Source organism: Chromobacterium sp. FG89, from assembly GCF_057808735.1.
On record NZ_JBMDIQ010000010.1, the window covers coordinates 160,338 to 180,986 of the forward strand.

A 20,649-nucleotide genomic window follows, 5' to 3' on the forward strand; every position below is an offset into this window, starting at 1 on the left:
TCTCGCGGACAAGACCGGACAAGGCAGGGCCTGTCAGCTGGAAGCCCCGCGACTCGTCGTGCAAGGCTTCACACAGCGCAGCAGATTATGAACAGGCTCTTACAGCTCGTTGATCCAGGCCTGTTCTTTTAGATGCTTGAGCTGGTCGCGCAGGCCGGCCGCCTTTTCGAACTCCAGATTGCGCGCGGCCTCCATCATTTCCTTCTCCAGACGCTTGATTTCCTTGGCCAGGGACTTTTCGTCCAACATCGCCACGCGGGCCTTGTCCACCAGCTTCTTGCGTTCGTCCTCCACGCTGTAAACGCCGTCGATGATGTCCTTGATCTTCTTCTGCACGCCCTTGGGCACGATGCCGTGCTCGGCGTTGAAAGCCATCTGCTTGGCGCGGCGGCGCTCGGTTTCGTCCATCGCCCGCTTCATGGAATCGGTGATGCGGTCCGCGTAGAGCAAGGCCCTGCCGTTGAGGTTGCGCGCGGCGCGGCCTATGGTCTGGATCAGCGAACGGTCCGAACGCAGGAAGCCTTCCTTGTCCGCGTCCAGGATGGCCACCAGGCTGACTTCCGGAATATCCAGGCCTTCGCGCAGCAGATTGATGCCGATCAGCACGTCGAACACGCCCAAGCGCAGATCTCGGAGGATTTCCACCCGCTCCACGGTATCGATGTCGCTGTGCAGATAGCGCACCTTGATGCCGTGCTCGGTATAGTAGTCGGCCAGTTGCTCGGCCATGCGCTTGGTCAGCGTGGTCACCAGCACCCGTTCGCCGCGTTCCATGCGCAGACGGATTTCGGACAAGAGATCGTCCACCTGGGTGGCTACCGGCCGCACCTCCATCTCCGGGTCCACCAGGCCGGTGGGACGCACCACCTGTTCCACCACCTGGCCGGCGTGTTCTTTCTCGTAGTTGGCCGGGGTGGCGGATACGAACACGGTTTGCGGCATCAGCAATTCGAATTCGTGGAATTTCAACGGCCGGTTGTCGGTGGCCGACGGCAGGCGGAAGCCGTACTCCACCAGATTGGCCTTGCGCGCGGCGTCGCCCTTGTACATGGCGCCCACCTGGGGCACGGTGACATGGGATTCGTCGATGAACATCAAGGCGTTCTTGGGCAGGTAATCGATCAGCGTCGGCGGCGGATCGCCGGGGCCCCGGCCGGAGAAGTGCCGGGAATAGTTTTCGATGCCTTTGCAAAAGCCCATCTCGTACAGCATTTCCAGGTCAAAGCGGGTGCGCTGCTCCAGGCGCTGGGCCTCCACCAGCTTGCCCTCTTTCTGATACCACTCCAGGCGCGCGCGCAGTTCTTCCTTGATGTGCTCGCAGGCGCGCAGCACGGTGTCGCGCGGCGTCACGTAGTGGCTGGAGGGAAACACCGTGAAGCGCCCCACCCGCTGCTTGGTCGTGCCGGTCAGGGGATCGAACAGGGTCAGCGTTTCCACTTCGTCGTCGAACATGCTGACGCGCAGCGCGGTGTCGCTGCTTTCCGCCGGATAGATGTCGATCACATCGCCGCGCACGCGGAAGGTGCCGCGGCCGAAATCCATATCGTTGCGATCGTACTGCATGGTGGCCAGCCGGCTGATGATGTCGCGCTGCGCCAGCGTCTCCCCTTCCTTCAGATGCAGAATCATCTGATGGTAGTCGGAGGGGTCGCCAATGCCGTAAATGGCGGAGACGGTGGCGACGATGATGCAGTCCGGCCGTTCCAGAATGGACTTGGTCGCCGACAAGCGCATCTGCTCGATGTGCTCGTTGATGCTGGAATCTTTCTCGATGAAAAGATCGCGGCTGGGCACATAGGCTTCCGGCTGATAGTAGTCGTAGTAGGACACGAAGTACTCGACGGCGTTTTCCGGAAAGAACTCGCGCATCTCGCTGTAGAGCTGCGCCGCCAGCGTTTTGTTGTGCGCCATGATGATGGCCGGACGTCCGCTTTGGGCGATGACGTTGGCCATGGTGTAGGTTTTGCCGGAACCCGTGACCCCCAGCAAGGTCTGGTAGGACAGGCCGTCGCCCAGCCCTTCCAGCAATTGGACAATGGCGCCGGGCTGATCGCCGGCCGGTTCGAATGGTTGATGCAGTTTGAACGGACTGTTGGGATAGGTGCGCAGCATGGGTCGAGACATCGGAGGAGATAGCCTGATTCTACGCGGTTCGCCCCCGCTTCACACCCCCGATGCGCCTGCATATAAAAAAGCTGCGATTCAGGCTATACACAGTCAAAACATTGTTTAAAATACAGTTAGACCGAGCATAAAACACGGCTTGCGGCGCAAACGCCGCGAGCCTATTTTTCGGTCCGAGATTCGTTAATATCCGCTCTCCCTGGAGTGAAGCATGATCAAGAAAATTGCAAGCCTGCTGGTATCCGCGGCGTTAGCCATGCCGGTGCTGGCAGGTGCGCCGTCCAGCGTGATGGTGGCCTCGCAGATGGCCGACCTATCCGTTCCGCGGCTGAACTCGCATTCGGTCTTGGTGCTCAACGGCATCACCGGCGAACCCTTGTACCAAAAGAACATCCACCAACGCATGCCCATCGCCTCCATCACCAAATTGATGACGGCCATGGTGCTGCTGGATTCCGGCGCCTCGCTGGATCAGGAGGTGACGGTATCCGACGCCGAGATAGACCGGGTGAAAAACACCTCCTCGCGCCTGGCGGTGGGCACCACCCTCAGCCGCAAGGAAATGCTGCTGCTGGCGCTGATGTCGTCGGAAAACCGCGCCGCCGCCACGCTTGCCCGCACCGCCTTGCCGGGCGGCAGCGCCACCTTCGTGGAACGCATGAACCGCAAGGCCCGCAGCCTGGGCATGAGCGAGACCATCTTTTACGACGCCACCGGCCTGGACATGCGCAACACCTCCACCGCCGCCGACCTGGCGCGCATGGTCCGCGCCGCGCACGGCTATCCGCTGATCCGCGCCTTCACCACCACGGAGAAGCACCAGATTCAATCGGTGAGCCGCCGCGTGCTGCAATACAAGAACAGCAACGCGCTGGTGCGCGAAGGCGACTGGGAGATTTCCCTGCAAAAAACCGGCTACATTCAGGAAGCCGGCCGCTGCATGGTGTTGCAGGCCACCGTGGGCTCCCAGCCCTTGATCATCGTATTGCTGGCCGCCGGCGGCAGCGCCGCCCGCGTCAACGACGCCAGGAGCATCAAAACCTGGCTGGAGGCGCATCCCGGCAGCTGGCTGGCCGGCTGAGTCCGCCGCCTCCAAACGAAAACGGCCCTTCCGTCATATGGCGGAAGGGCCGTTTTCATGCATGCGCTTACATATAGCGCAAGTCGAACTGAGCCAGGCCGTTGGCCGAACCCGGCTTGATGCCGCCCTCCTGCCCTTGCGGCACCGGCGCGCGGGTGGATTCGTACATCGCGTTGAAACGCAGGGTGTTGCTGCCGTTGGTCAAGCCCACCAGCGGCGAATACTGACCCAGCACGATGTCGCCGCCGCCCGGTCCCATCAGGCGGATGCCCACGCCGGCGGCGCTGCCGTTGATCGCCATCAGTTCGCCGTTGTCGCGGTCGGCCTCTCCGTTGAAACGCACCGCCACCGTGGTCATGGTGTCGATGGAGCACTCGGTCAGCCGGATATCGAAGGACACCGGGCGGGAACGGTCGCCGATCTTGCGGAACATCTGCGAGGACACCAGACCCATGCCCACTTCCAGGCTCTGCGAGTTGGGATCCAGACCGCAGGCGCTCAACACCAGTTCGCCGAAAACGTTCAAGGTGCCGTCCGCCGCCTGCGCCAACGGCGCCGCCAGCGCCAAAGCCAGCACCATCGCCTTGAATTTCATTGCTCCACTCCTTACGCCAATTCAGTTCGCCGTCTCGCCGCCCTCATACTAGAGGGCTCGAGCCGCTCAGATATAATCCAGATCGATATTGACCGTGCCCTGGAACGGGCCTTCTTCCACCTTGCCCATATTGGTGGGGACGATGGTGGCGAACATCGGCACGGTTTTCTGACGGTCGCCCTTGAAAAACTCCGCCAGGAACTCCGACTGCTCCAGCCGCAGCTGGCGTCCGTCGCCGTAAAACAGTTGCAAGCCAAGCCCGCTATCCGAGTTGTCCTTCTTTTTCACCAAAGTGGCGGTATAGGTATCCGCCTTGCCGTTGATGCCGCGGAAATAGCCGTTGACCTTGACCGGATCGTCGCAGGTTTTCTCAAGCTTCAGGGCAAAGTCCCTGCGCGGCACCGCCGGGTTGAGCCCCTTGACGGTTTTGGCGATTTTGCCGAAGTCCAAAGCATTGCTGGCCGGATTCAGGCTGACCTTCACCGCGCACTGGATGAAACGGATCTTGTCCAGCCCGGTCACCTTGTAAACCAGATTGCTGCCCTTGATGTCGTTGATCCCGCCGACCCCGTCGAACTGCAAGACTTCAAACTGCGACTTGCCGACGCTCCCATTGCCGGGATACGGCGTCTTGGTGGCGATCACCACCTGGAAGCTCAAGGAAAAATCCGTTGTCGGGCACTGATTCAATGCGATATTGGACGGGCACTTCGGAATGACCTGACCCGTCGCAATCCGCAGATTGGGGTCGAAATTGGGGCGCCCGTTATACATCACGCCAAACTGCACCCCCTGCGGAGAACTGTCCTTGCGCGGGTTAGGATAGAAGAACACCTCCTCCGCCTCCCGCAAGCCATTATGGTCTTTGTAGCAAGAGACATTGACCGTGCGCACCGAGGAGTGCCAGATGATCTCGCCGCTTGGCAGGGTGATGGGCACCGCCACCGTGGAGCCTATGTCCTCGGTAATCATCACGCTGCCATTGCGCCCCCCTTCCTTGCACGCCAAAGCGTGGCTCAAGGCCGGCAGCATGGCCAGCGCGGCCATCAATAGCAAACGCGGCAAACGACGATTCAACATGGGCTCTCCCTGCGCTGTGCGCCTGCGGAATTATTTCTTGTCTTCGCGGTACTGGCACTGGCCGTCCGCGCAAACGAAGGTAAAGGTGTCCTGAGCGCCGAAATCATTGATATTGCTCAGCTTCAGACTGGCCGGCAGCGCCTTCAGCGCAAAACGGGCCTCGCTCTTGGGCGGCACCATCAGGCCGTCCATATCGCGCGGCTTCTTGTCGCCCGGCAGTTCCAAGCCCACCAGGGTCAGGTGATAGGGGCTGGGGTTCTTGAACACCAGCTTGCCGGCGGCGGCGTCGAAGCTCAGCTGCAGCTTGTTGGCCGGGTTTTCGCCACGCGGCAATTGCGCTTCCTTGGGACGGTAGAACACCTTGATGCGCGACTTGATCGCCAGTTGCAGCACATTGTCCTTATCGCTCTTGGGCGGGACTTCCTGCACGTTCAGATAAAACAGCGACTCCCGATCGGACGGCAGGCTGGGGTCGGGAATGCGGCTCAAGCGCACCACGCCCTTCTCGCCGGCCTCGATGCGTTGCAGCGGCGGCAGCACCAGGAAGGGGGAAGCCAGGCGCTTGCCCTCGCCGTCGCTGAGCCAGGATTGAACCAGATAAGGTTGCTCCGGGTTCTTGTTGCTCAGCACCATGCTGACGTTCTTGTCCTGCTCCAGATAAATCATCCGGGTGCGGTCCAGCAGGATGTTGGCCTGCGCCGCCAGCGGCGCGGTCAGCGCGGCCAGCACGCCCGCCAGCCCCAGTGCGCGATGAAACGTTTTCATATCGATTCCTTATTCTTTATTCTGCGAGAGGCGCGCACACCATGTCGCGACTGCCCTGGCTCAGCTCGTAATCGGCCGGCAGCGGGTCCACGCGGCAACGCGTCTTGCCCCAGGAGATTTCCAGCTTGGGCGTCGGGCTCAAGCCGGTGACGAAGGTCAGACCGCCGTCGCCCACCATGCCGACGTCGCGCTTGCCGGCCACGTCGCTGACGGTGGCGCCCAAAGGCGGCATTTTGCCATCCGGCAGCCGCACCGTCAGCAAGGCCTTGCGTCCGACCTTGACCGGGAACTCGGTGCGCCCCACCGCGCCTTCGGTCAACACCACACGGCGCACCGCGGAACTGGCCTCCACCGAATCCGGCATATTGTCGTCGTCCAGGCGCACGTCCTGGCTGTAATACGGCGCCACGCTGCTCAGCATCGCGTAGCCGTTGCGGTCGGTCTGCGCCGACACGCCGTAGACCGGCACGCCGGCCACGCCGTCGGTGTCCACCAGCATGCGGGTTTCGCCGCCGTAGCTATTGCCCATGGTCAGGCCCCCGGCGTGCAGCACCAGCGAGCTGCCCAAGCCCGCGGACAGGCTGCTGTAACCGCCCTGCTGCTTGCTGGCCGAGACGTCGGCCTGCATGACGCGGCCGGTGTAATGATAGTCGCCGGACACCAAGGGCTTGCCGGAACGGGTGTCCGCGCTCATCGCCACGTTGTAGCTGTGGTTGGGGTTGCTGCTGTCCGAGTAACGGACGGTGTGATTGGTGTTGCCGGCGCTGCCCTGCACGTCGTAGCCGATGCGGCGGTTGTTCTCCAGCGGCATGCTCAAACCCAGGTAGACGCGGTTGCTGCTGCCGGTCTGGTCGCGCAGGTTCTGCACCGACAGATTGAGGCTGACGTTGCGCAAGGACCCGATATTGACGTCGCGGCTCAGCGACAGATCCACGCGCTGGGTGGCGGTGGCGTTCCAATAAGTGGACTTTTCAGCCGACAGAAACACATTGGTCTGGCCAAAGGTCTTGCTGGCGGTCATGCCCACCCGCTGTTTGTCGCTGATATAGTTCTGGCCGTCCAGATCGCTGAGGAATTGGCCGAAGGAACGGAAGTTGCGGTCCGAGAAGCGGTAGCCGAACAGACGGATGTCCGCGTCCAGGCTTTCAAACTTCTTGGCGTAGTTGAAACGGTAAGAACGGCCGGCCATATTCAGGCCGCCGCGCAATTGGGCGTTGGCCTGGGTCACGTCGGCGGACAAAGCGCCCCAGTTGCCGAGATCCTTGGCGAAGCCCATCGCCAGCGAACGGTAGTCGGCGGACGCGATGAAGCCGCTGTACAGCGACAAGGTCTGCGTCAGGCCGTAGGACGCCTCGGCGCTGGCCACGTTCGGGTGCGACGCGCTGCCGTTCTGATCCGCCTGGCCAATGGCCGCCTTGTAACGCCACATGCCGTTGCGCGTCAGGAAGGGCACCGAGGCGGTATTGACGGTGAAGGTCTGCTGGCTGCCGTCCGCCTCCTCCACGGTCACATCCAGCTGCCCTTGCGTGCTGCTGTTCAGATCGCGGATGGAAAACGGGCCCGGCGGCACATTGGTGGTGTACAGCACCCGCCCTTGATTGCGGATGGTCACCTTGGCGTTGGTCTTGGCCACGCCGTTGACCTGCGGCGCGTAGCCGCGCAGGCTTTGCGGGATCATGCGGTCGTCGCTGTTCAGCGTGGCGCCGCGCATGGAGAAGGCATCGAAAATCTCGGAAGTCTTGAAGACTTCGCCCAGGGTCAGACGCGCCTGCATGCCACGCAGATCGCGATACACCTGAGTATTGTTCCAGCTCAGACGGCTGCGGTTAGTCGCGCTGTCGTCGTACTGGTAATTGGAGCGCAGCCTCCAGGGGCCGGCGTTGGCGCCGGCCACGCCGTAACTGGTTGTCTTGCTGCTGCTGGCGCCAAGACCGTTGTCGGTGCGCTGATAGAATACGCGGTAATCCAGCATCGCGGCCGGCACGCCGTCGTTCCAGGTCTCCGGCGGCGCGTAGTCTTCATCGCGATACGCCAGTTCCGCCTGCGGCACCGAGATGTCCAGGCGCGCGTTGCTCTTGCTGTAGCGTACTTTTGCGGCGCTGACCGCCGACAAATCGACGCACTGCTCGTTCTGCGGCCAGACGATGCCGGAGCGCAGGCCCAGCTGGCGAATCAAATCCGGCGGCAAACACGGGCGCACGGTCTGATCCGCGCCTTCCGGGCGGAAATCCAGCTCCAGCTGCTGCAAAAAGCGCTGGTTCAGATACACATCGGCGATATAGCGGCCGGGCACGATATAACCGGCCTGCTCGAACTGCTCCAGGCTCACGCTGCTGCTCGGGTCCAGCTGCAAAAAGGCGTCGTTGAACTCCACCGCATGCGCAATGCAAGGGCCCAGCGTCAGCGCCACTGCCACAATGTAAATGCGATGCTTGTTCATGCCTGCCGATATCCCGATTTAAGTGCGCGCCGCCTGCGGCAGCCTGGCCCAAAACACGCCGTCGCGTCGAAGCGCGCCGGCCTTGAATCTGTCCCGTCAGGCAATGACGAAGCCGCGCCGCTTGTCAGGCGCAGGGGTATGCCTTGGGGGAATGCTTGCAGATGACTATCCTCATGCCCTGGTTTGCAGACTACTCATTGCTGACAGCGGACAAACCAGGCCAGACCATCGCCTAAGCGATGAGACCTTCAGGGCACAAGGAAACAGGAGCCGGAACCTTGCTTGGTTCCGTTATTGAATCGAACTGCGGATTACTTGTACTGCAGATCGAATACGGCGAAGGCATCCGCTTGACCCGGGGTCACGGTTACGGCGTCGCCGGCTTTGGCGCCGTCGGCTTCGTATGCAGCGCTGAAGTTCAGGGTGTTGTTGCCGTCAACCAGGTTCAGGGCGGTGCCGTACTGGTTCAGCTTGATCTGGTCGCCGTTATTGGTGTTCACCAGACGAACGCCCACGCCTTTGGCGCCGCCGCTCTTCAGAGCCATCAGTTCATTGTTGGAGCCAGCGGTGCCGGAGAACATCACAGCCACGGTCTTCAGCGTGGTGGTGGTGCAGTCGGTCAGGGTCATTTGGAACGGGGTCGGAGCCGAACGGTCGCCCACTTTCTTGAACACATGGGTCGGCACTTTGCCCAGACCCACTTCCAGGTTCACGCTCTTGGAATCCAGGCCGCAAGCTGCGGTAACGATTTCGCCCTTAACATCCAGGGTGCCGGCGGCGGCGAAAATGGAGGAAGCGGCAACAGCCATCAGGGAACCAGCAAATACAAATTTTTTCATTCTTGACTCCGACTAGGGTAATCATTCTCAAACCGCACAGCAGCCTCGCATGCCGCGTCGCGGACCATCCGCCAGTGCTGACCTGCAGTACTGGAACGCAGACGCATAGTATCAAGCGGAACCATTGCGTAGATTTTTTTGTTTCATATTAAATTTTTTCTTTAAAATCTATGCAAAAACACGCCTCGTCGACTTTAAACGATTTGATGAATCAATCTTGAATATTTGTTTTATTTCAGGGGTTTGTTAAGGATTGAGCGATATTTGCAATAAAACAACACTTCAAATAAAGAAAACCCACTCAGTCAATGCTGAATGGGTTTTTTGCTGATTTATTGAGCAGATTTGGACTGCAATCAGAAGTAGTTGACCACCAGGTTCACCGCGCCGGCCCGGGCGGTGGCGCTCCGCAGCAAATCGCGGCTGCTGAACTGGTTCTCGCCTTTACGCACGTTCAGGCTGGCGATCTTGCCTTGCTGGGCGGCGGCTTCGCTATCCAGCGTCAGCTTGGCCGGGCTGGCGCATTGATTGAGTTCGAGAGCCGGCTTGGCGCGGGCCGCGTCGGCGCTAGCCACTTCGTGAGTTTGGGCGCTGCAGCCGCCTTCAACGATGGCGCCGTAGAAATGGACTTGGCCGCCTTGGGCCATTGCTGCGGTAGAAAGAGCGGAAAGCAGGGCTGCCAGTCCAAGTGCGTGCAGACGTTTCATTTTCGACCTTCCTTTCCAAATCCCGCAATTAGTAAGCAATCACTTTTAGGTTTCGGCTTTTTTTATAAGCTCAACCAGTTCAATTGCATTCTAGTACAAGTGGCATTTAAATTGAAAGGGCTATTTGATAGTTTTTATTACAAATTATTTTGTTTTAGAAATAAGTGTTTCTTACTAATAAATGCTTGTTTATGCAGAAAGTGCTTAATAACTCTAAATGACGCCGTCTGACTATCGTTATGGCACAAACTAAGCGCGGCCGCCCACCCTCCTTGGCCGGCATGGCCGGCCGCCCGACGGACGGCGACAAAAAAGGGACGGCTAGCCGTCCCTTGGCTCCGCCGGCCTGAGCGCCGGCGAGGATGAAACCTGATAAGCATCTGTTCTATGCCCCGCGAGCAAGGGCGAAACAAGACGAAAACGGCTGAGAAAGAGGAATGTTGGCGTGGCGCATGAGCAGGCCGAAGCGGTACTCACTGCGCCACGCCTCACGAAGCGCAGCAGACATTGAACAGGTTCTCAGAGCCTGTTCAAAGTCTCGCGAGCAAGGGCGAGACAAGGCGAAAACGAGCGAAAAAGCGGAATGTACAGGTGGTACATGAGCATTTTGAGCTTGTTTTTAACGCCGTATCGCTGAAGCGCAGCAGACTTTGAACAGGTTCTAAGGCGTCAGCGGCCAGGTATCGCTGCCCTTTCCATTGTCCTTCTTCGGCGCAGCGGCCGGTTTCGAGCCCGGCGTTCGTCCCGGACGCGGCCGGTCGAAGTATTTTTCCAGCAAGGCGTCCAGGATCGCGGAAGTCTCGGCATCCGGCGCGCCGTCGTAACGCGCAGGCCGGAAATGCATCTGAAAGGCCGCCACCACGTCCTGGCTCTCTTTGTCCAGCACGCCGGTTTGCGGCGCCTCGTAGCCGTAATCCAGCAAGCGTTTCTGCAGATCCCGCACGTCGCCGCGATAAGGCGCCCGGCGCAGGTAGAACTCGACCGCCTCGCGTTCCGGCCAGGCGCCGATATTGTAGTCGCGGTACAAGCGCTCCCAGGGGAACTTCGGCCCCGGGTCCACCTTGCGTCCCGGCGACACGTCGGAATGCCCCACCACCTTGTGCGGCGGAATCTGATGCCGCGCGATGATATCCGCCGCCAGTTGCGCCACCACCGAGACCTGCGCCTCATCGAAGTCGAACCACTGCCGCCGCATCAAGGGCAGTTCGTCCTCTTCCGGAGACGGATAGCCCAGGTTCACGATCTCGATGCCGATGGAGCTGGAGTTGATCAGCCGGTCCCCTTGCCAGTAACTCCGCCCGGCATGCCAGGCTCTGCGCTCCTCCGGCACCAATTGGTACACCTTGTTGGACATGCCCAGCAATGCGGCATCCGGCACCAGGTAGTGCGCGCTGGCGCCGTGCTGGCCCTGGGTGAGCATTTCCAGCGCCAGGCCGTTGGGCACGGCGGTGTAATGGAAGACCAGATTGCGTACTCTGGAATCCTGGTTTTCGGACAGCAGACTGGCGTCCACCCGATAGCTTTTGGCCGTCCCGGCCGCGCTGGCGCAAGCGGAACTCAATGCGCTGGCCGCCAACGGCGCCAGCAGGGGCAAGGCCCCGCTCCAAGCCAAAACTCGTCTTCTACTGATCATTTTCCATTCAACCTTAGAGTCAAGCATGCGCGCGGACCTTTTCCCGGCGCACGCAGCAAAGGTAGAGTTTTTAAACTAATAAATAGTTCCAATTAAGATATTGGCATGATAAATGCCATTTAATTAACATGAAAATATCGTCGCTTGGCGCTCAAGCCTGAATCTAGGCTTGCCAGCCCTCCGATCCTGATTTAGATTGCGCTGCGATTCATGGGAAACGGGCATTGAGACTTTCTGCATTCAAATCCATCACCCGGCTGGCCCTGCTGCTGTTCATGCTCTGGCAGGCCTTGCCCCTGGCCAACGCCGCGGTTCACGCCGACGGCGCCCTTGGCCGCGCCGGTCCATCCTATGCCCTCGGCCACGGCACGGCCGCGGCGCAAGCGGCCAGCGGCGGCCATGCCCACTGCGCCGCCGAGTTGGGCGGATGCGGAGAATGCCAGACCCTGCCCGGCATGAGCCCGGCCATGGCGACGCATGCGGCGAGGCCTGGCTGGCCCGACTTCATCGCCGCCCTTCCCTCGCCGCCGCCGCCCAATCCGCCGCGTCGGCCGCCTCGCGTCTGAGAGCCGGTTCAAAGCCGGCCGCGCGCCGCGGCGCCTTGCACGGCTGACGCCGCATCGAAATGCTCACATGCGCCGCTTGCGCGCTCAGCCATCGCCGCGCCGACCGGACTTTGAACCGACCCCAGGCCTTCCGCCTTCTTTATCTCGCAGACCCGCCGCGTTCGCCGCGGCGACGCGCCAGACCGGCATCGGTCTGACTTTGCTTGGGACTACCACATATGAATGTAATCATCGGCTACCTCGTCGTGATCGGCATGATCTTCGGCGCCTTTCTGATCCACGGCGGCGCCATCGGCGCCATTCTCTCCGCGATGCCCACCGAGATGATGGCGATTCTGGGCGGCGCGCTGGGCGCCTTCATCGTCGCCAACCAGACCAAGAATCTGAAAGCGGTGGCGCGCGCGCTGCCCGCCGCGCTCAAGGGCTCGCGCCACAACAAGGCCCGCGCGCTGGACTTGCTGTGCCTGTTGTACGAACTGCAGGCCAAGGCGCGCAAAGAAGGGCTGATGGCGCTGGAAGCCGATGTCGACGCCCCCGGACAAAGCCCGGTCTTCAGCAAGTATCCGGCCATCGCTCAAGACCACCATGCGCTTAATTTCATCCGCGACTATCTGCGCATCATGGTCAGCGGCAATCTGAACGCCTTCGAAATCGAGAGCCTGATGGACGTGGAACTGGAAACCCACCACCAGGAAGGCATGGCGCCTATCGCCGCCATCCAGCGCCTGGGCGACGCCTTGCCGGCCTTCGGCATCGTCGCCGCCGTGCTGGGCGTGGTCAACACCATGGCCTCGGTCGGCGCGCCGCCGGCGGTGCTGGGCGGCATGATAGGCTCGGCGCTGGTGGGCACCTTCCTCGGCATCCTGCTGTCCTACGGCATGGTGTCGCCGCTGGGCGCGCTGCTGGAACAGAAGCTGGACGAGGACAGCAAGGAATTGCAATGCATCAAGACCGTGCTCTTGGCCGGCATGCAGGGCTATCCGCCGCCCAGCGCCATCGAGTTCGGCCGCAAAGTGCTGTTTTCCAGCGAACGCCCGGAATTCGAGGAAATGGAACAGCGCATCAAGAGCCTGCGCTGAACGGAATCAGGGCGGACGCGTCCACCCCCAACCCAAACTGGCCGCCAAGCCGCAGTTCCGCGCCCAGGCTCGCCGCCTCCCGCGCGGACAGGCTCAGGCTCAGCCGCCCCGCCTGCGCCGCCACTTCCACCCGGGCGCCGTCCGCCAGCCAGGTCAGCGACTCGATGCGCGCCGGCGGGTACTGCGGCCCCAGCCGCAGCGCGTGGCCCGGCACCACCGCGTGCTCCAGCACGTTTTCATAGCCGATGAAGCGCGCCAGCCACGCATTCGCCGGCCTGGCCAACAGCTGCGGCGGCGTCTCGCATTGCACGATGCGCCCCTGGCGCAGCACCGCGGCGCGGCTCGCCATCGCAAACGCTTCCTCTCTGTCGTGCGTGACCAGAATGGCCGGTATGCCGGACTCCGCCAGCAACTGCGCGAACTCCCCTTGCAACTGACCGCGCAAATGCGCGTCCAGGCTGGAGAACGGCTCGTCCAGCAGCAAGAGCCGCGGACGGGTCACCATCGCACGCGCCAGCGCCACCCGCTGTTGCTCGCCGCCGGACAAGGTCCAGACCTTGCGCCCTTGATAACCGCCCAGACCCAAACGCTCCAGCATCGCCGCGGCGGCGGCGGCGGCCTGGGCGCGGGACGATCCCCGTTCGATCAGACCGAACATCACATTGCCAAGCACGTCCAGATGCGGAAACAAGGCGAAATCCTGGAACATCAGCGCGAAGCCGCGCCGCTCCGGCGGCAGCCGGCTGATGTCCTCGCCGTTGAAACGAACCGCGCCGCCGTCCAGCGGCAGCAGGCCGGCGATGATTTTGAGCAAGCTGCTCTTGCCGCAGCCGGACGGTCCCAGCAGAGCCAGGGTCTCCCCGGCGGCCACCTCCAGCGACACGCCGTCCGCCGCCACCCGCGCGCCGAAGCGCTTTTCAATTCCTATGAGCTCAAGCACGCCCGTCTCCTTTTCCCGGTTCCCCCGGTCTGGCCGCGCCGCTTTCAATCACGGCGAAAGCCAGCGTCGCCAACACCATCAGCAGGCCGGACAACAGCATCGCCGCATCCGCGTTGGCCTGGCCCGGCCGGCCCAGCTTCTGATAAATCAAGGTGGTCAGGGTCAACCACTCCGGCCGTGACAGGAATAAGGTCACCGCGAACTCCCCCACCGCGGTGGCGGCGGCGAAGGCCAGCCCGCGCCGCAGCGCCGGCTGCAACAAGGGCCAGATCACCCGTCGGAACAGCCGCCAGGGCGAGGCCCCCAGGGAGCGCGCCGCCTGCGCCAGATGTTCCGGCATGCCGTCCAGCGCCGCGCCGGCGGCTTTGGCGACGAAGGGATAGGCCAGCAAGACGTAGGCTGCCAACAGCATGGCCAAATCCGCGCTCCAGCTCGGATAGAGCAGCAGCAAGCCAAACGCCACGCAGACCGGCGACACCACGAAAGGCAGAAAGGCCAGGGCCCGCAACCACAGCCAGCGCCCGGCGGCCAGCGCGTGGCACAGGCCCAGCAGGCCGGACAGCAATACGGTCAGCAAGGTGAAACGCGCCGAGTTGAACAAGGCCAGCCGCAATTCCTCGTCCCACAGTCCGGCCAGGCCGTCGAGCGCGGACAGCGCTTTCCACAGCACCGCCAGCAAGGGCAAGCCGGCGAAGATCAACAGAATGGCGAGGGCCGCCGTCAGCCAGGCGCGGTCCGTCCAGGTCCGCGCGGGCGCGGGGAGCAGCGGCTCACAGCGCGCCGGCACGCCCAAACGCGCCTCCAGCCAGGCGTAGACCGCGGCGACGCCGCCGGCCACCAGCAGGCTCAGCAAGGCCAGCGCGCCGGCGTCGGCCAGATTCAGCTCATACGCCACCAGCGTGTAAATCTCGACTTCCACCGTGGCGTAACGCTGGCCGCCCAGCAACAGCGCCAGGCCGAAGCCGGAGAAACAGTAGAGGAAGACCAAGCATAGATTGGGCAACAGCCAGGGCAGCGCCGCCGGCCATTCCACGCGCCAGAACGCGCGCCAACGCCCGGCGCCCAGGCTGCGGGCCGCGGCCAGCCGGCTGGCCGGCACCTGGGCGAAGCCATCGGCGGCCGCGCGGATCACCAGCGGCAGATTGAAGAACAGATTGCCGTACAGCAGCAGCCAGGGCGAATCCTGCAAGTTCAGCCCGCTCAAACCCTGAGGGCCGAACAGCGCCAACACGCCGACGCCGGCGACCAGGGTGGGCATCACGAAGGGCAGCATCAGCAGGCGCAGCGCCAGGCCGCGCCCGGCGAAGCGGAAGCGAGCCAGCGCCCACGCCGCCGGCACGCCGAGCAGCAAGGCCAGCGCGCAGGTCGCCGCACCCTGCAGCAGCGACCACATCATGCGCCAGCGCAGATAGGAATCGCTCAGCAAACCGAAGGACAGCGGCTCGCCGCCCTCCTTCAACAGCCGCGCCAACGGCGAAATAGACATCGCCAGCAAAAACAGCAAGGGAGGCGCCGCCAGCAACAGGCGGCTCCGACGGCTCAACATCAAAACGGCGTTCCCTTCAACGGCCAGCGGGCGGTCAACACATCCTCCACCCCGTCTTCATCCTCGCTTTGCCCCGCCTTGGCGAAGCCCAGATCCGCGGCCAAACATTGCGAAGGCAGATTGTCCGGCGCGATGGACAGCACCAGCCGCGGCGCGCCGGCCAGGGCCGCCCAGGCCCCCATCGCCAGCACCGCTTCGCGGGCATAGCCCTGGCGGCGATAAGCCGGGTAAATCGTGTAACCCAATTCCACGTCGCCGTAGTCGCCCAGATAAGGATGGCCGGGCAAGGAGTGGAAGTTGACGTGGCCGACCATCGTCAGATCGTCGCGGCGCAGCAAGGCGCGCACCGACCAGGGCGCGTAGTCGGGCTGGCGCTCGATGTCGTCCAGCCGCATGCTCATCAAGTCCTGCTCGTCCAACCATTCCGCCGCCAGCGGCGCGCCCAGCAGCTCGGCCGCCGTTTCCGGCTGACCGGCCAGACACAGCCACAGCGTCTGCGGGTCCAGATGGCGCAGCAACAGCCGCGGCGTTTCGATGTCCGGAATCATTGCCCGCCCTTCAACACCACTCGGGTCCAGCGCGCCACCCATTGGCGGGAGCGCTCGGCGATCGCCTTGCTGTCCGGCGTGTCGTGCGCGGCCGGCTGCTCCGCGAAACGATAGACCGGGTCCAAGCTCACCTTGTCCATCACCGGATACATCCACATGGTGGTGGTCACGTCCTTCTGCACCGCTTCGGAGCGCAGGAAGGCGATGAATTTCTCGCCCAGCGCCGCCTCCTTGCCGCCCTTGACCAGGGCCGCGCCCTCCACCTGGCGGAACACGCCGCCTTTCAAGGGCAGATTGCCGGTGGGCGCGTCGTTCAGTTTCTGTTTGCTGTAGAACACCTCGGCGGCCGGACTGGTCGCGTAGCTGACCACCAGCGGACGGCTGCCGCCGTTCTTGGAGAAATCGGTGTAGTAGGATTCGCTCCAACCCTTGCTGACCTTCAGCCCGTTGTCGCGCAAGCGGCCCCAGAAGGCGAAGGCCTTGTCCTCGCCCATGGCGGCGATGGTGGACAACATGAAAGCCAGGCCCGGGCTGGACGTGGCCGGATTTTGCACCACCAGCAGGTTCTTGTAGGCCGGCTTGCTCAAATCCTCCAGCGTCTTGGGCAGCGCCAGCTGGCGCTGGGCGAACCAGGCCTTGTCGTAATTGAGGGTGACGTAGCCGTAGTCTATGCTCACCGCGCCCGGCAAGGCGGCCTTGCCGCCCTGGGCCAGCGCCGCCGGCACCGGAGCCAGCACGCCGGCCTGCTGCGCCTTGCCGATCAGGCTGTTGTCGATGCCGAACACCACGTCGGCGATGGGATTGGCCTTGGTCAGAATCAGCTTGTTCAGCATCTCGCCGGCGTCCCCGGCCTTGATGATGGAGACCTTGGCGCCGTTCTGCTTTTCGAACTCGGCCAGCAAGGGCTTGGACACGGTGAAAGAGCTGTGCGACAGCACGCGCAGCTCGGCCGCCGACGCGGCCAGGCTGGACGCCGCCAGCGCAACGGCTATCAAAGAGGAAAAACGCTTCATGGATATCTCCGTACACGATAGTCCGGAGCAAGCGGAATGCGGGCCCTGGCCCGCGCATCACGCTCCCTCCGCTGGCATGACCCAGATCAGGTTGCAGGGTATTTTCTCAGCCCGCGTCGCGGGCACCCCTGGTGACAGCGCGCCAGTATACCGCAGCGGCCGCCGGCTGGCAGCCAACAATCCTTAACAGAGTGGGCCCGCGCCTTAACACGCCGATGACAAGCGCCTTCTAAGCTGAATGCATGCTTGCGCCCGCTCCGGGCGCGTTTGGAGACCATGCTTGAACCCCATGCCCACCCTTGGCCGGCCGCCGACTAGAACGGCCGAGGCCATCCGCTTCACCGCAAAAACCGCGCTGGGGCTCCTGCTGGCCGCGCTCAGCCTGCCCGCGCTGGCCCAGGCCGGCATCGGCGTCGCCGGCGCGCGCCATTTGCTGTCCCGCACCGGCTTCGGCGCCAACCCGGCGCAAATCGCCGTGTACGCGCCGCTGAGCCGCGAAGCCGCGGTGGATCGGCTGCTGGCCAATAGCCAGGCCAACGCCGCCACGCCGCCGCCGTCCTGGGTCGACGAAGCCTTCGAGCGGCCGGGGCAGCCCAATTTAGACGAAGAGGCGAAAAAGGCGCTGCAAAAGCTGCGCGCCGAGCACGCGGTGGAATTGCGCGGCTGGTGGCTGAACGAGATGCGCTACACCTCGTCGCCGCTCAGCGAAAAAATGACCCTGTTCTGGCACAACCACTTCGTCTCCGCGCTGGACAAGGTGCGCTCGCCCCAACTGATGTATCGGCAAAACGTCTTGCTGCGCCAGTACGCGCTGGGCAACTTCGGCGCCATGCTGCACGCCGTCGCCCGCGATCCGGCGATGATGCGCTATCTGGACACCGCCAATAACCGCAAGGGCCAGCCGAACGAGAACTTCGCGCGCGAGGTGATGGAGCTGTTCACCCTGGGCGAAGGCCATTACAGCGAACAGGACATCCGTGAAGCCGCGCGCGCCTTCACCGGCTGGGGGCTGAATCGCGACGAGCGCTTCGTCAACCGTCCGCGCTTGCACGACGACGGCGACAAGCTCGTCTTCGGCCAGCGGGGCGACTTCAACGGCGACGATGTCTTGGACCTGCTGCTGCAACAGCCGGCCACCGCCGAGTTCATCGCCGCCAAGCTGTGGAAGGCCTTCGTCTCGCCCAAGCCGGATCCGGCCGCCGTCAAGCGGCTGGCCGCCGGCTTCCGCAACAGCCGCTACGAAATCAAGCCCTTGCTGCGCGCGCTGCTGCTAAGCCCGCAGTTCTGGAGCAGCCAGGGCCAGTTGGTGAAATCGCCGCTGGAGCTGACCATAGGCACCCTGGTCACCTTCGACCTGAACCCGCCGGACTGGCGCGCGCTGGCCGGGCTCAACCGTCAGTTGGGCCAGGACGTGTTCGCGCCGCCCAACGTCAAAGGCTGGCCGGGCGGCGAGGCCTGGATCAACAGCGCCACCTTGCTCAGCCGCAAACAGTTCCTGGACCGCATCGCCCGCGACGCCGCGCCCGCGCGCAACGCCTTTGCGCTGCCGGACGGCGGCATGGACGAAATGAAGGGACGCGAGGCGCGCATCAACCGGCTGGCGGCCGCCGGCCTGCGTTCCATCAGGCTGCAGCCGGATGAATGGAGCGCCATCTACCAAATCCGCAGCGCTCAGGACGCCGCCAAGCTCTTGCTGGCCTTGCCGCCGGCCAATCCCCTGCCCGAATCCGACAGCGGCGCGCAAGCCATAGCCCCGCTGCTGCTGGACCCGGTTTATCAAGTTCACTGACGGAAACCCAGCCATGTTCCAGCGACGACAATTTCTCAAAGCCATGGCCGGCGGCCTGATGGTGTCCGTGCTGCCCAATCTGAGCTGGGCGCTGGCGCCGGCCGGCTATCAACGCCTGTTGGTGCTGATCGAACTCAAGGGCGGCAACGACGGCCTCAACACCGTGGTGCCCTACGCCAGCGCCGACTATTACCGGCTGCGCCCCGGCATCGCGATTCCCCGAGACCAAGTGCTGCCGCTGGACGAACACCTGGGCCTGCACCCGGCCATGACCGGCCTGCGCCCGCTATGGCAGCAGCAGGAGCTGGCGGTCTTGCAGGGGGTGGGTTATCCCGATCCCAATCTGTCCCACTTCCGTTCCATCGAGATTTGGGAAACCGCGTCCAATAGCCAGCAATACCTGAGCGAGGGCTGGTTGACCCGATTGTTCCGCGAGCAGCCGACGCCGCGCGGATTCGCCGCCGACGGCGTGGTGTTGTCCAGCCAGGCGCTGGGCCCGCTGGACGGCGGCGCCCGCGCGGTGGTGCTGAGCAATCCGCAAGACTTCGCGCGCCAGGCCAAACTGGCCGCGGACCAAGGCCATGCCGGCAGCGGCGCGCTGGGCCACATTCTCAAGGTGGAGGGCGACATCCGCCAGGCCGCCGCCGAACTGAGCCAAGCCGCCAAACCCGTGGCCGCGGCGGATTCGCCGATGGCCGCGCCCCGGCCGGCCGGAGCCTTCGCCCAGGCCGTCGCGACTCTGACCGACACCCTGTCCCGCGGCGTATCCATCGCCGTGGCCCGCATCACGCTCACCGGCTTCGACACCCACGGCAACCAGCCGCCCACCCAGGCGCGGCTGCTGGGAGAGCTGGCCGACGGCATCGCGCTATTGCGCACGCAATTGCAACAGCAGGGGCGCTGGGACGACACCCTGGTGCTCAGCTACGCCGAATTCGGCCGCCGCCCGCGCGAAAACGGCAACCGCGGCACCGACCACGGCACCGCCAACGTCCATTTCGCCGCCGGCGGGCGCGTGCGCGGCGGCCTGTATGGGCAAAGCCCGCAATTGGCCGGCGTCGACGACGGCAACCTGCCTTGCGCCATCGACTTCCGCCAGGTCTACGCCACCGCCATCCAGAGCTGGTGGGGCAAGGACGCCCACAATGTGCTGGGCGGCCGCTTCGCCCCCCTGCCCATTCTGAAGGCATGAAAAAAGCCGGCCCCTAGGGGCCGGCCGTCTACAGAGAACCACTCAGCGATTTACTTCCAGCTGGACGCCAACACCGGCTGCAAAGCCGCCTGATAGTTGTCCGGCAGGTTGACCTGGCCAGCGGCCGGCGGATTGAAGGCCGCCATCGCATTGACCAGCGCCTGCACCTGACTGGCCGCCAGGGCCTTGCCGTCGCCGGACTGGAGGGTCTCGATCTGGTTCGCGGCATTGCCGAACCAGTTGTTAATCGACACCTTGTCCTCAGTGCCGATCACGCTGACCTCCAGGCTGGCGCCCTGACGCTTGAACCACAGCTGGTCGGCATTGACGCCCTGGCCGAACTTCAACACATCCTGGCCGCCGGTGTCGGTGATGCCGTCCTGGCCATCGCCGCGCTCGAACTGATAGGTGTCGTTGCCGTTACCGCCCTCAAGCACGTCGTTGCCGCGGCCGCCGACCAACAGATCGTTGCCCTCGCCGCCGTACAAGGCGTCATGGCCGCCGTTGCCAACCAGCCAATCGTCAAGCGCGCCGCCGCGCAGGGTATCGCCCAGCTCGGTGCCCAACAAGGGCACGCCCTGCTTCATCAACTGATCGGCGGTCCACTTCACGCCGGAGGCGAAGGTGATCTGTTCGATCCAGTTCAGCTGATCGCCAAACCAATCCTTCACCGTCACGCTGTCCTGGCCGTTGATGTGGCGGAACACCATGT

18 protein-coding genes and 1 riboswitch are annotated in these 20,649 nt (G+C 63.4%); of the genes, 5 read left to right on the forward strand and 13 right to left on the reverse strand.

Translation table 11 applies throughout. The features are described 5' to 3' along the window. Positions 1–99: 99 nt before the first annotated feature. Entirely contained in the window at positions 100–2,112 is a 2,013-nt protein-coding gene (gene uvrB / locus ACODRW_RS12230) for an excinuclease ABC subunit UvrB (protein WP_227108576.1), read from the reverse strand. A 223-nt stretch (positions 2,113–2,335) separates the two neighbouring features. Here uvrB and ACODRW_RS12235 point away from each other — a divergent pair, with 223 nt between their 5' ends. Further along, a complete protein-coding gene (locus ACODRW_RS12235; protein ID WP_107799674.1) occupies positions 2,336–3,205 on the forward strand; it encodes a serine hydrolase in 870 nt (289 codons plus the stop codon). 67 nt (positions 3,206–3,272) lie between these two features. Here the strand turns inward: ACODRW_RS12235 and ACODRW_RS12240 are convergent, their stop codons facing one another. The 7 genes from ACODRW_RS12240 to ACODRW_RS12270 all read right to left on the reverse strand — a co-directional run bounded on the left by ACODRW_RS12240 (position 3,273) and on the right by ACODRW_RS12270 (position 11,225). Continuing rightward, the gene (locus ACODRW_RS12240; protein ID WP_081550751.1) at positions 3,273–3,800 is read right to left on the reverse strand and encodes a fimbrial protein; all 528 of its coding nucleotides are present in this window, start codon (positions 3,798–3,800) and stop codon (positions 3,273–3,275) included. A 66-nt stretch (positions 3,801–3,866) separates the two neighbouring features. Continuing rightward, positions 3,867–4,880 carry a fimbrial protein gene (locus ACODRW_RS12245; RefSeq protein ID WP_082158901.1) on the reverse strand — a complete coding sequence of 338 codons (1,014 nt, stop codon included), beginning with the start codon at positions 4,878–4,880 and terminating at the stop codon, positions 3,867–3,869. A gap of 30 nt (positions 4,881–4,910) precedes the next feature. Continuing rightward, on the reverse strand, positions 4,911–5,645 hold the full coding sequence (locus ACODRW_RS12250; protein ID WP_488905848.1) for a fimbrial biogenesis chaperone: 735 nt from the start codon (positions 5,643–5,645) through the stop codon (positions 4,911–4,913). A gap of 16 nt (positions 5,646–5,661) precedes the next feature. Beyond that, complete coding sequence (locus ACODRW_RS12255; RefSeq protein ID WP_227107850.1) at positions 5,662–8,085, reverse strand: fimbria/pilus outer membrane usher protein; 2,424 nt, start codon at positions 8,083–8,085, stop codon at positions 5,662–5,664. Positions 8,086–8,396: 311 nt separating this feature from the next. Further along, entirely contained in the window at positions 8,397–8,894 is a 498-nt protein-coding gene (locus ACODRW_RS12260) for a fimbrial protein (protein ID WP_235088168.1), read from the reverse strand. Between the two features lie 386 nt (positions 8,895–9,280). Further along, entirely contained in the window at positions 9,281–9,631 is a 351-nt protein-coding gene (locus tag ACODRW_RS12265; protein WP_146176655.1) for a hypothetical protein, read from the reverse strand. A 661-nt stretch (positions 9,632–10,292) separates the two neighbouring features. After that, on the reverse strand, positions 10,293–11,225 hold the full coding sequence (locus ACODRW_RS12270) for an N-acetylmuramoyl-L-alanine amidase (protein WP_235088166.1): 933 nt from the start codon (positions 11,223–11,225) through the stop codon (positions 10,293–10,295). Positions 11,226–11,488: 263 nt separating this feature from the next. Here ACODRW_RS12270 and ACODRW_RS12275 point away from each other — a divergent pair, with 263 nt between their 5' ends. Next, positions 11,489–11,830: a hypothetical protein gene (locus tag ACODRW_RS12275; protein WP_474453745.1), complete on the forward strand. Its 342-nt coding sequence runs from the start codon at positions 11,489–11,491 to the stop codon at positions 11,828–11,830. Positions 11,831–12,048: 218 nt separating this feature from the next. After that, positions 12,049–12,909 carry a flagellar motor stator protein MotA gene (motA, locus tag ACODRW_RS12280; protein ID WP_107799681.1) on the forward strand — a complete coding sequence of 287 codons (861 nt, stop codon included), beginning with the start codon at positions 12,049–12,051 and terminating at the stop codon, positions 12,907–12,909. Here motA and ACODRW_RS12285 read toward each other — a convergent pair. The 4 genes from ACODRW_RS12285 to ACODRW_RS12300 are packed head-to-tail and all read right to left on the reverse strand — an operon-like array spanning position 12,893 to position 16,956. After that, the gene (locus ACODRW_RS12285) at positions 12,893–13,849 is read right to left on the reverse strand and encodes an ABC transporter ATP-binding protein (protein WP_235088161.1); all 957 of its coding nucleotides are present in this window, start codon (positions 13,847–13,849) and stop codon (positions 12,893–12,895) included. The two genes, motA and ACODRW_RS12285, sit on opposite strands and share 17 nt — an antisense overlap. Then, positions 13,842–15,395, reverse strand: a complete 1,554-nt coding sequence (locus tag ACODRW_RS12290; RefSeq protein WP_107799683.1) for an ABC transporter permease — start codon at positions 15,393–15,395, stop codon at positions 13,842–13,844. Before ACODRW_RS12290 ends, ACODRW_RS12285 begins: the two co-directional genes overlap by 8 nt. After that, positions 15,395–15,943, reverse strand: coding sequence for a GNAT family N-acetyltransferase (locus ACODRW_RS12295; protein WP_107799684.1), 549 nt, complete (start codon positions 15,941–15,943; stop codon positions 15,395–15,397). The genes ACODRW_RS12290 and ACODRW_RS12295 overlap by 1 nt, the downstream gene beginning before the upstream one ends. Further along, complete coding sequence (locus ACODRW_RS12300; protein WP_253314456.1) at positions 15,940–16,956, reverse strand: thiamine ABC transporter substrate-binding protein; 1,017 nt, start codon at positions 16,954–16,956, stop codon at positions 15,940–15,942. Before ACODRW_RS12300 ends, ACODRW_RS12295 begins: the two co-directional genes overlap by 4 nt. Before the next feature lie 45 nt (positions 16,957–17,001). Then, positions 17,002–17,096: riboswitch (TPP riboswitch) on the reverse strand. Positions 17,097–17,245: 149 nt separating this feature from the next. Here ACODRW_RS12300 and ACODRW_RS12305 point away from each other — a divergent pair. Then, positions 17,246–18,745 carry a DUF1800 domain-containing protein gene (locus ACODRW_RS12305; protein WP_488905851.1) on the forward strand — a complete coding sequence of 500 codons (1,500 nt, stop codon included), beginning with the start codon at positions 17,246–17,248 and terminating at the stop codon, positions 18,743–18,745. A 13-nt stretch (positions 18,746–18,758) separates the two neighbouring features. Further along, positions 18,759–19,937, forward strand: coding sequence for a DUF1501 domain-containing protein (locus tag ACODRW_RS12310; RefSeq protein ID WP_488905849.1), 1,179 nt, complete (start codon positions 18,759–18,761; stop codon positions 19,935–19,937). A 50-nt stretch (positions 19,938–19,987) separates the two neighbouring features. On the opposite strand, the gene ACODRW_RS12315 is transcribed toward ACODRW_RS12310, so the two are convergent. Further along, positions 19,988–20,649, reverse strand: a 662-nt coding sequence (locus tag ACODRW_RS12315) for a calcium-binding protein (protein WP_488905850.1), incomplete at its 5' end; no start/stop codon positions are given.

Excerpts from the sequence above, each read along its gene's own strand:
- ACODRW_RS12290 (WP_107799683.1), bottom strand. The coding sequence starts at position 15,395 with ATGTTGAGCCGTCGGAGCCGCCTGTTGCTGGCGGCGCCTCCCTTGCTG.
- ACODRW_RS12310 (WP_488905849.1), top strand. The coding sequence starts at position 18,759 with ATGTTCCAGCGACGACAATTTCTCAAAGCCATGGCCGGCGGCCTGATG.
- ACODRW_RS12235 (WP_107799674.1), top strand. The coding sequence starts at position 2,336 with ATGATCAAGAAAATTGCAAGCCTGCTGGTATCCGCGGCGTTAGCCATG.
- ACODRW_RS12295 (WP_107799684.1), bottom strand. The coding sequence starts at position 15,943 with ATGATTCCGGACATCGAAACGCCGCGGCTGTTGCTGCGCCATCTGGAC.
- ACODRW_RS12250 (WP_488905848.1), bottom strand. The coding sequence starts at position 5,645 with ATGAAAACGTTTCATCGCGCACTGGGGCTGGCGGGCGTGCTGGCCGCG.
- uvrB (WP_227108576.1), bottom strand. The coding sequence starts at position 2,112 with ATGCTGCGCACCTATCCCAACAGTCCGTTCAAACTGCATCAACCATTC.
- ACODRW_RS12265 (WP_146176655.1), bottom strand. The coding sequence starts at position 9,631 with ATGAAACGTCTGCACGCACTTGGACTGGCAGCCCTGCTTTCCGCTCTT.
- ACODRW_RS12240 (WP_081550751.1), bottom strand. The coding sequence starts at position 3,800 with ATGAAATTCAAGGCGATGGTGCTGGCTTTGGCGCTGGCGGCGCCGTTG.
- ACODRW_RS12305 (WP_488905851.1), top strand. The coding sequence starts at position 17,246 with ATGCCCACCCTTGGCCGGCCGCCGACTAGAACGGCCGAGGCCATCCGC.
- motA (WP_107799681.1), top strand. The coding sequence starts at position 12,049 with ATGAATGTAATCATCGGCTACCTCGTCGTGATCGGCATGATCTTCGGC.
- ACODRW_RS12260 (WP_235088168.1), bottom strand. The coding sequence starts at position 8,894 with ATGGCTGTTGCCGCTTCCTCCATTTTCGCCGCCGCCGGCACCCTGGAT.
- ACODRW_RS12245 (WP_082158901.1), bottom strand. The coding sequence starts at position 4,880 with ATGTTGAATCGTCGTTTGCCGCGTTTGCTATTGATGGCCGCGCTGGCC.
- ACODRW_RS12255 (WP_227107850.1), bottom strand. The coding sequence starts at position 8,085 with ATGAACAAGCATCGCATTTACATTGTGGCAGTGGCGCTGACGCTGGGC.
- ACODRW_RS12300 (WP_253314456.1), bottom strand. The coding sequence starts at position 16,956 with ATGAAGCGTTTTTCCTCTTTGATAGCCGTTGCGCTGGCGGCGTCCAGC.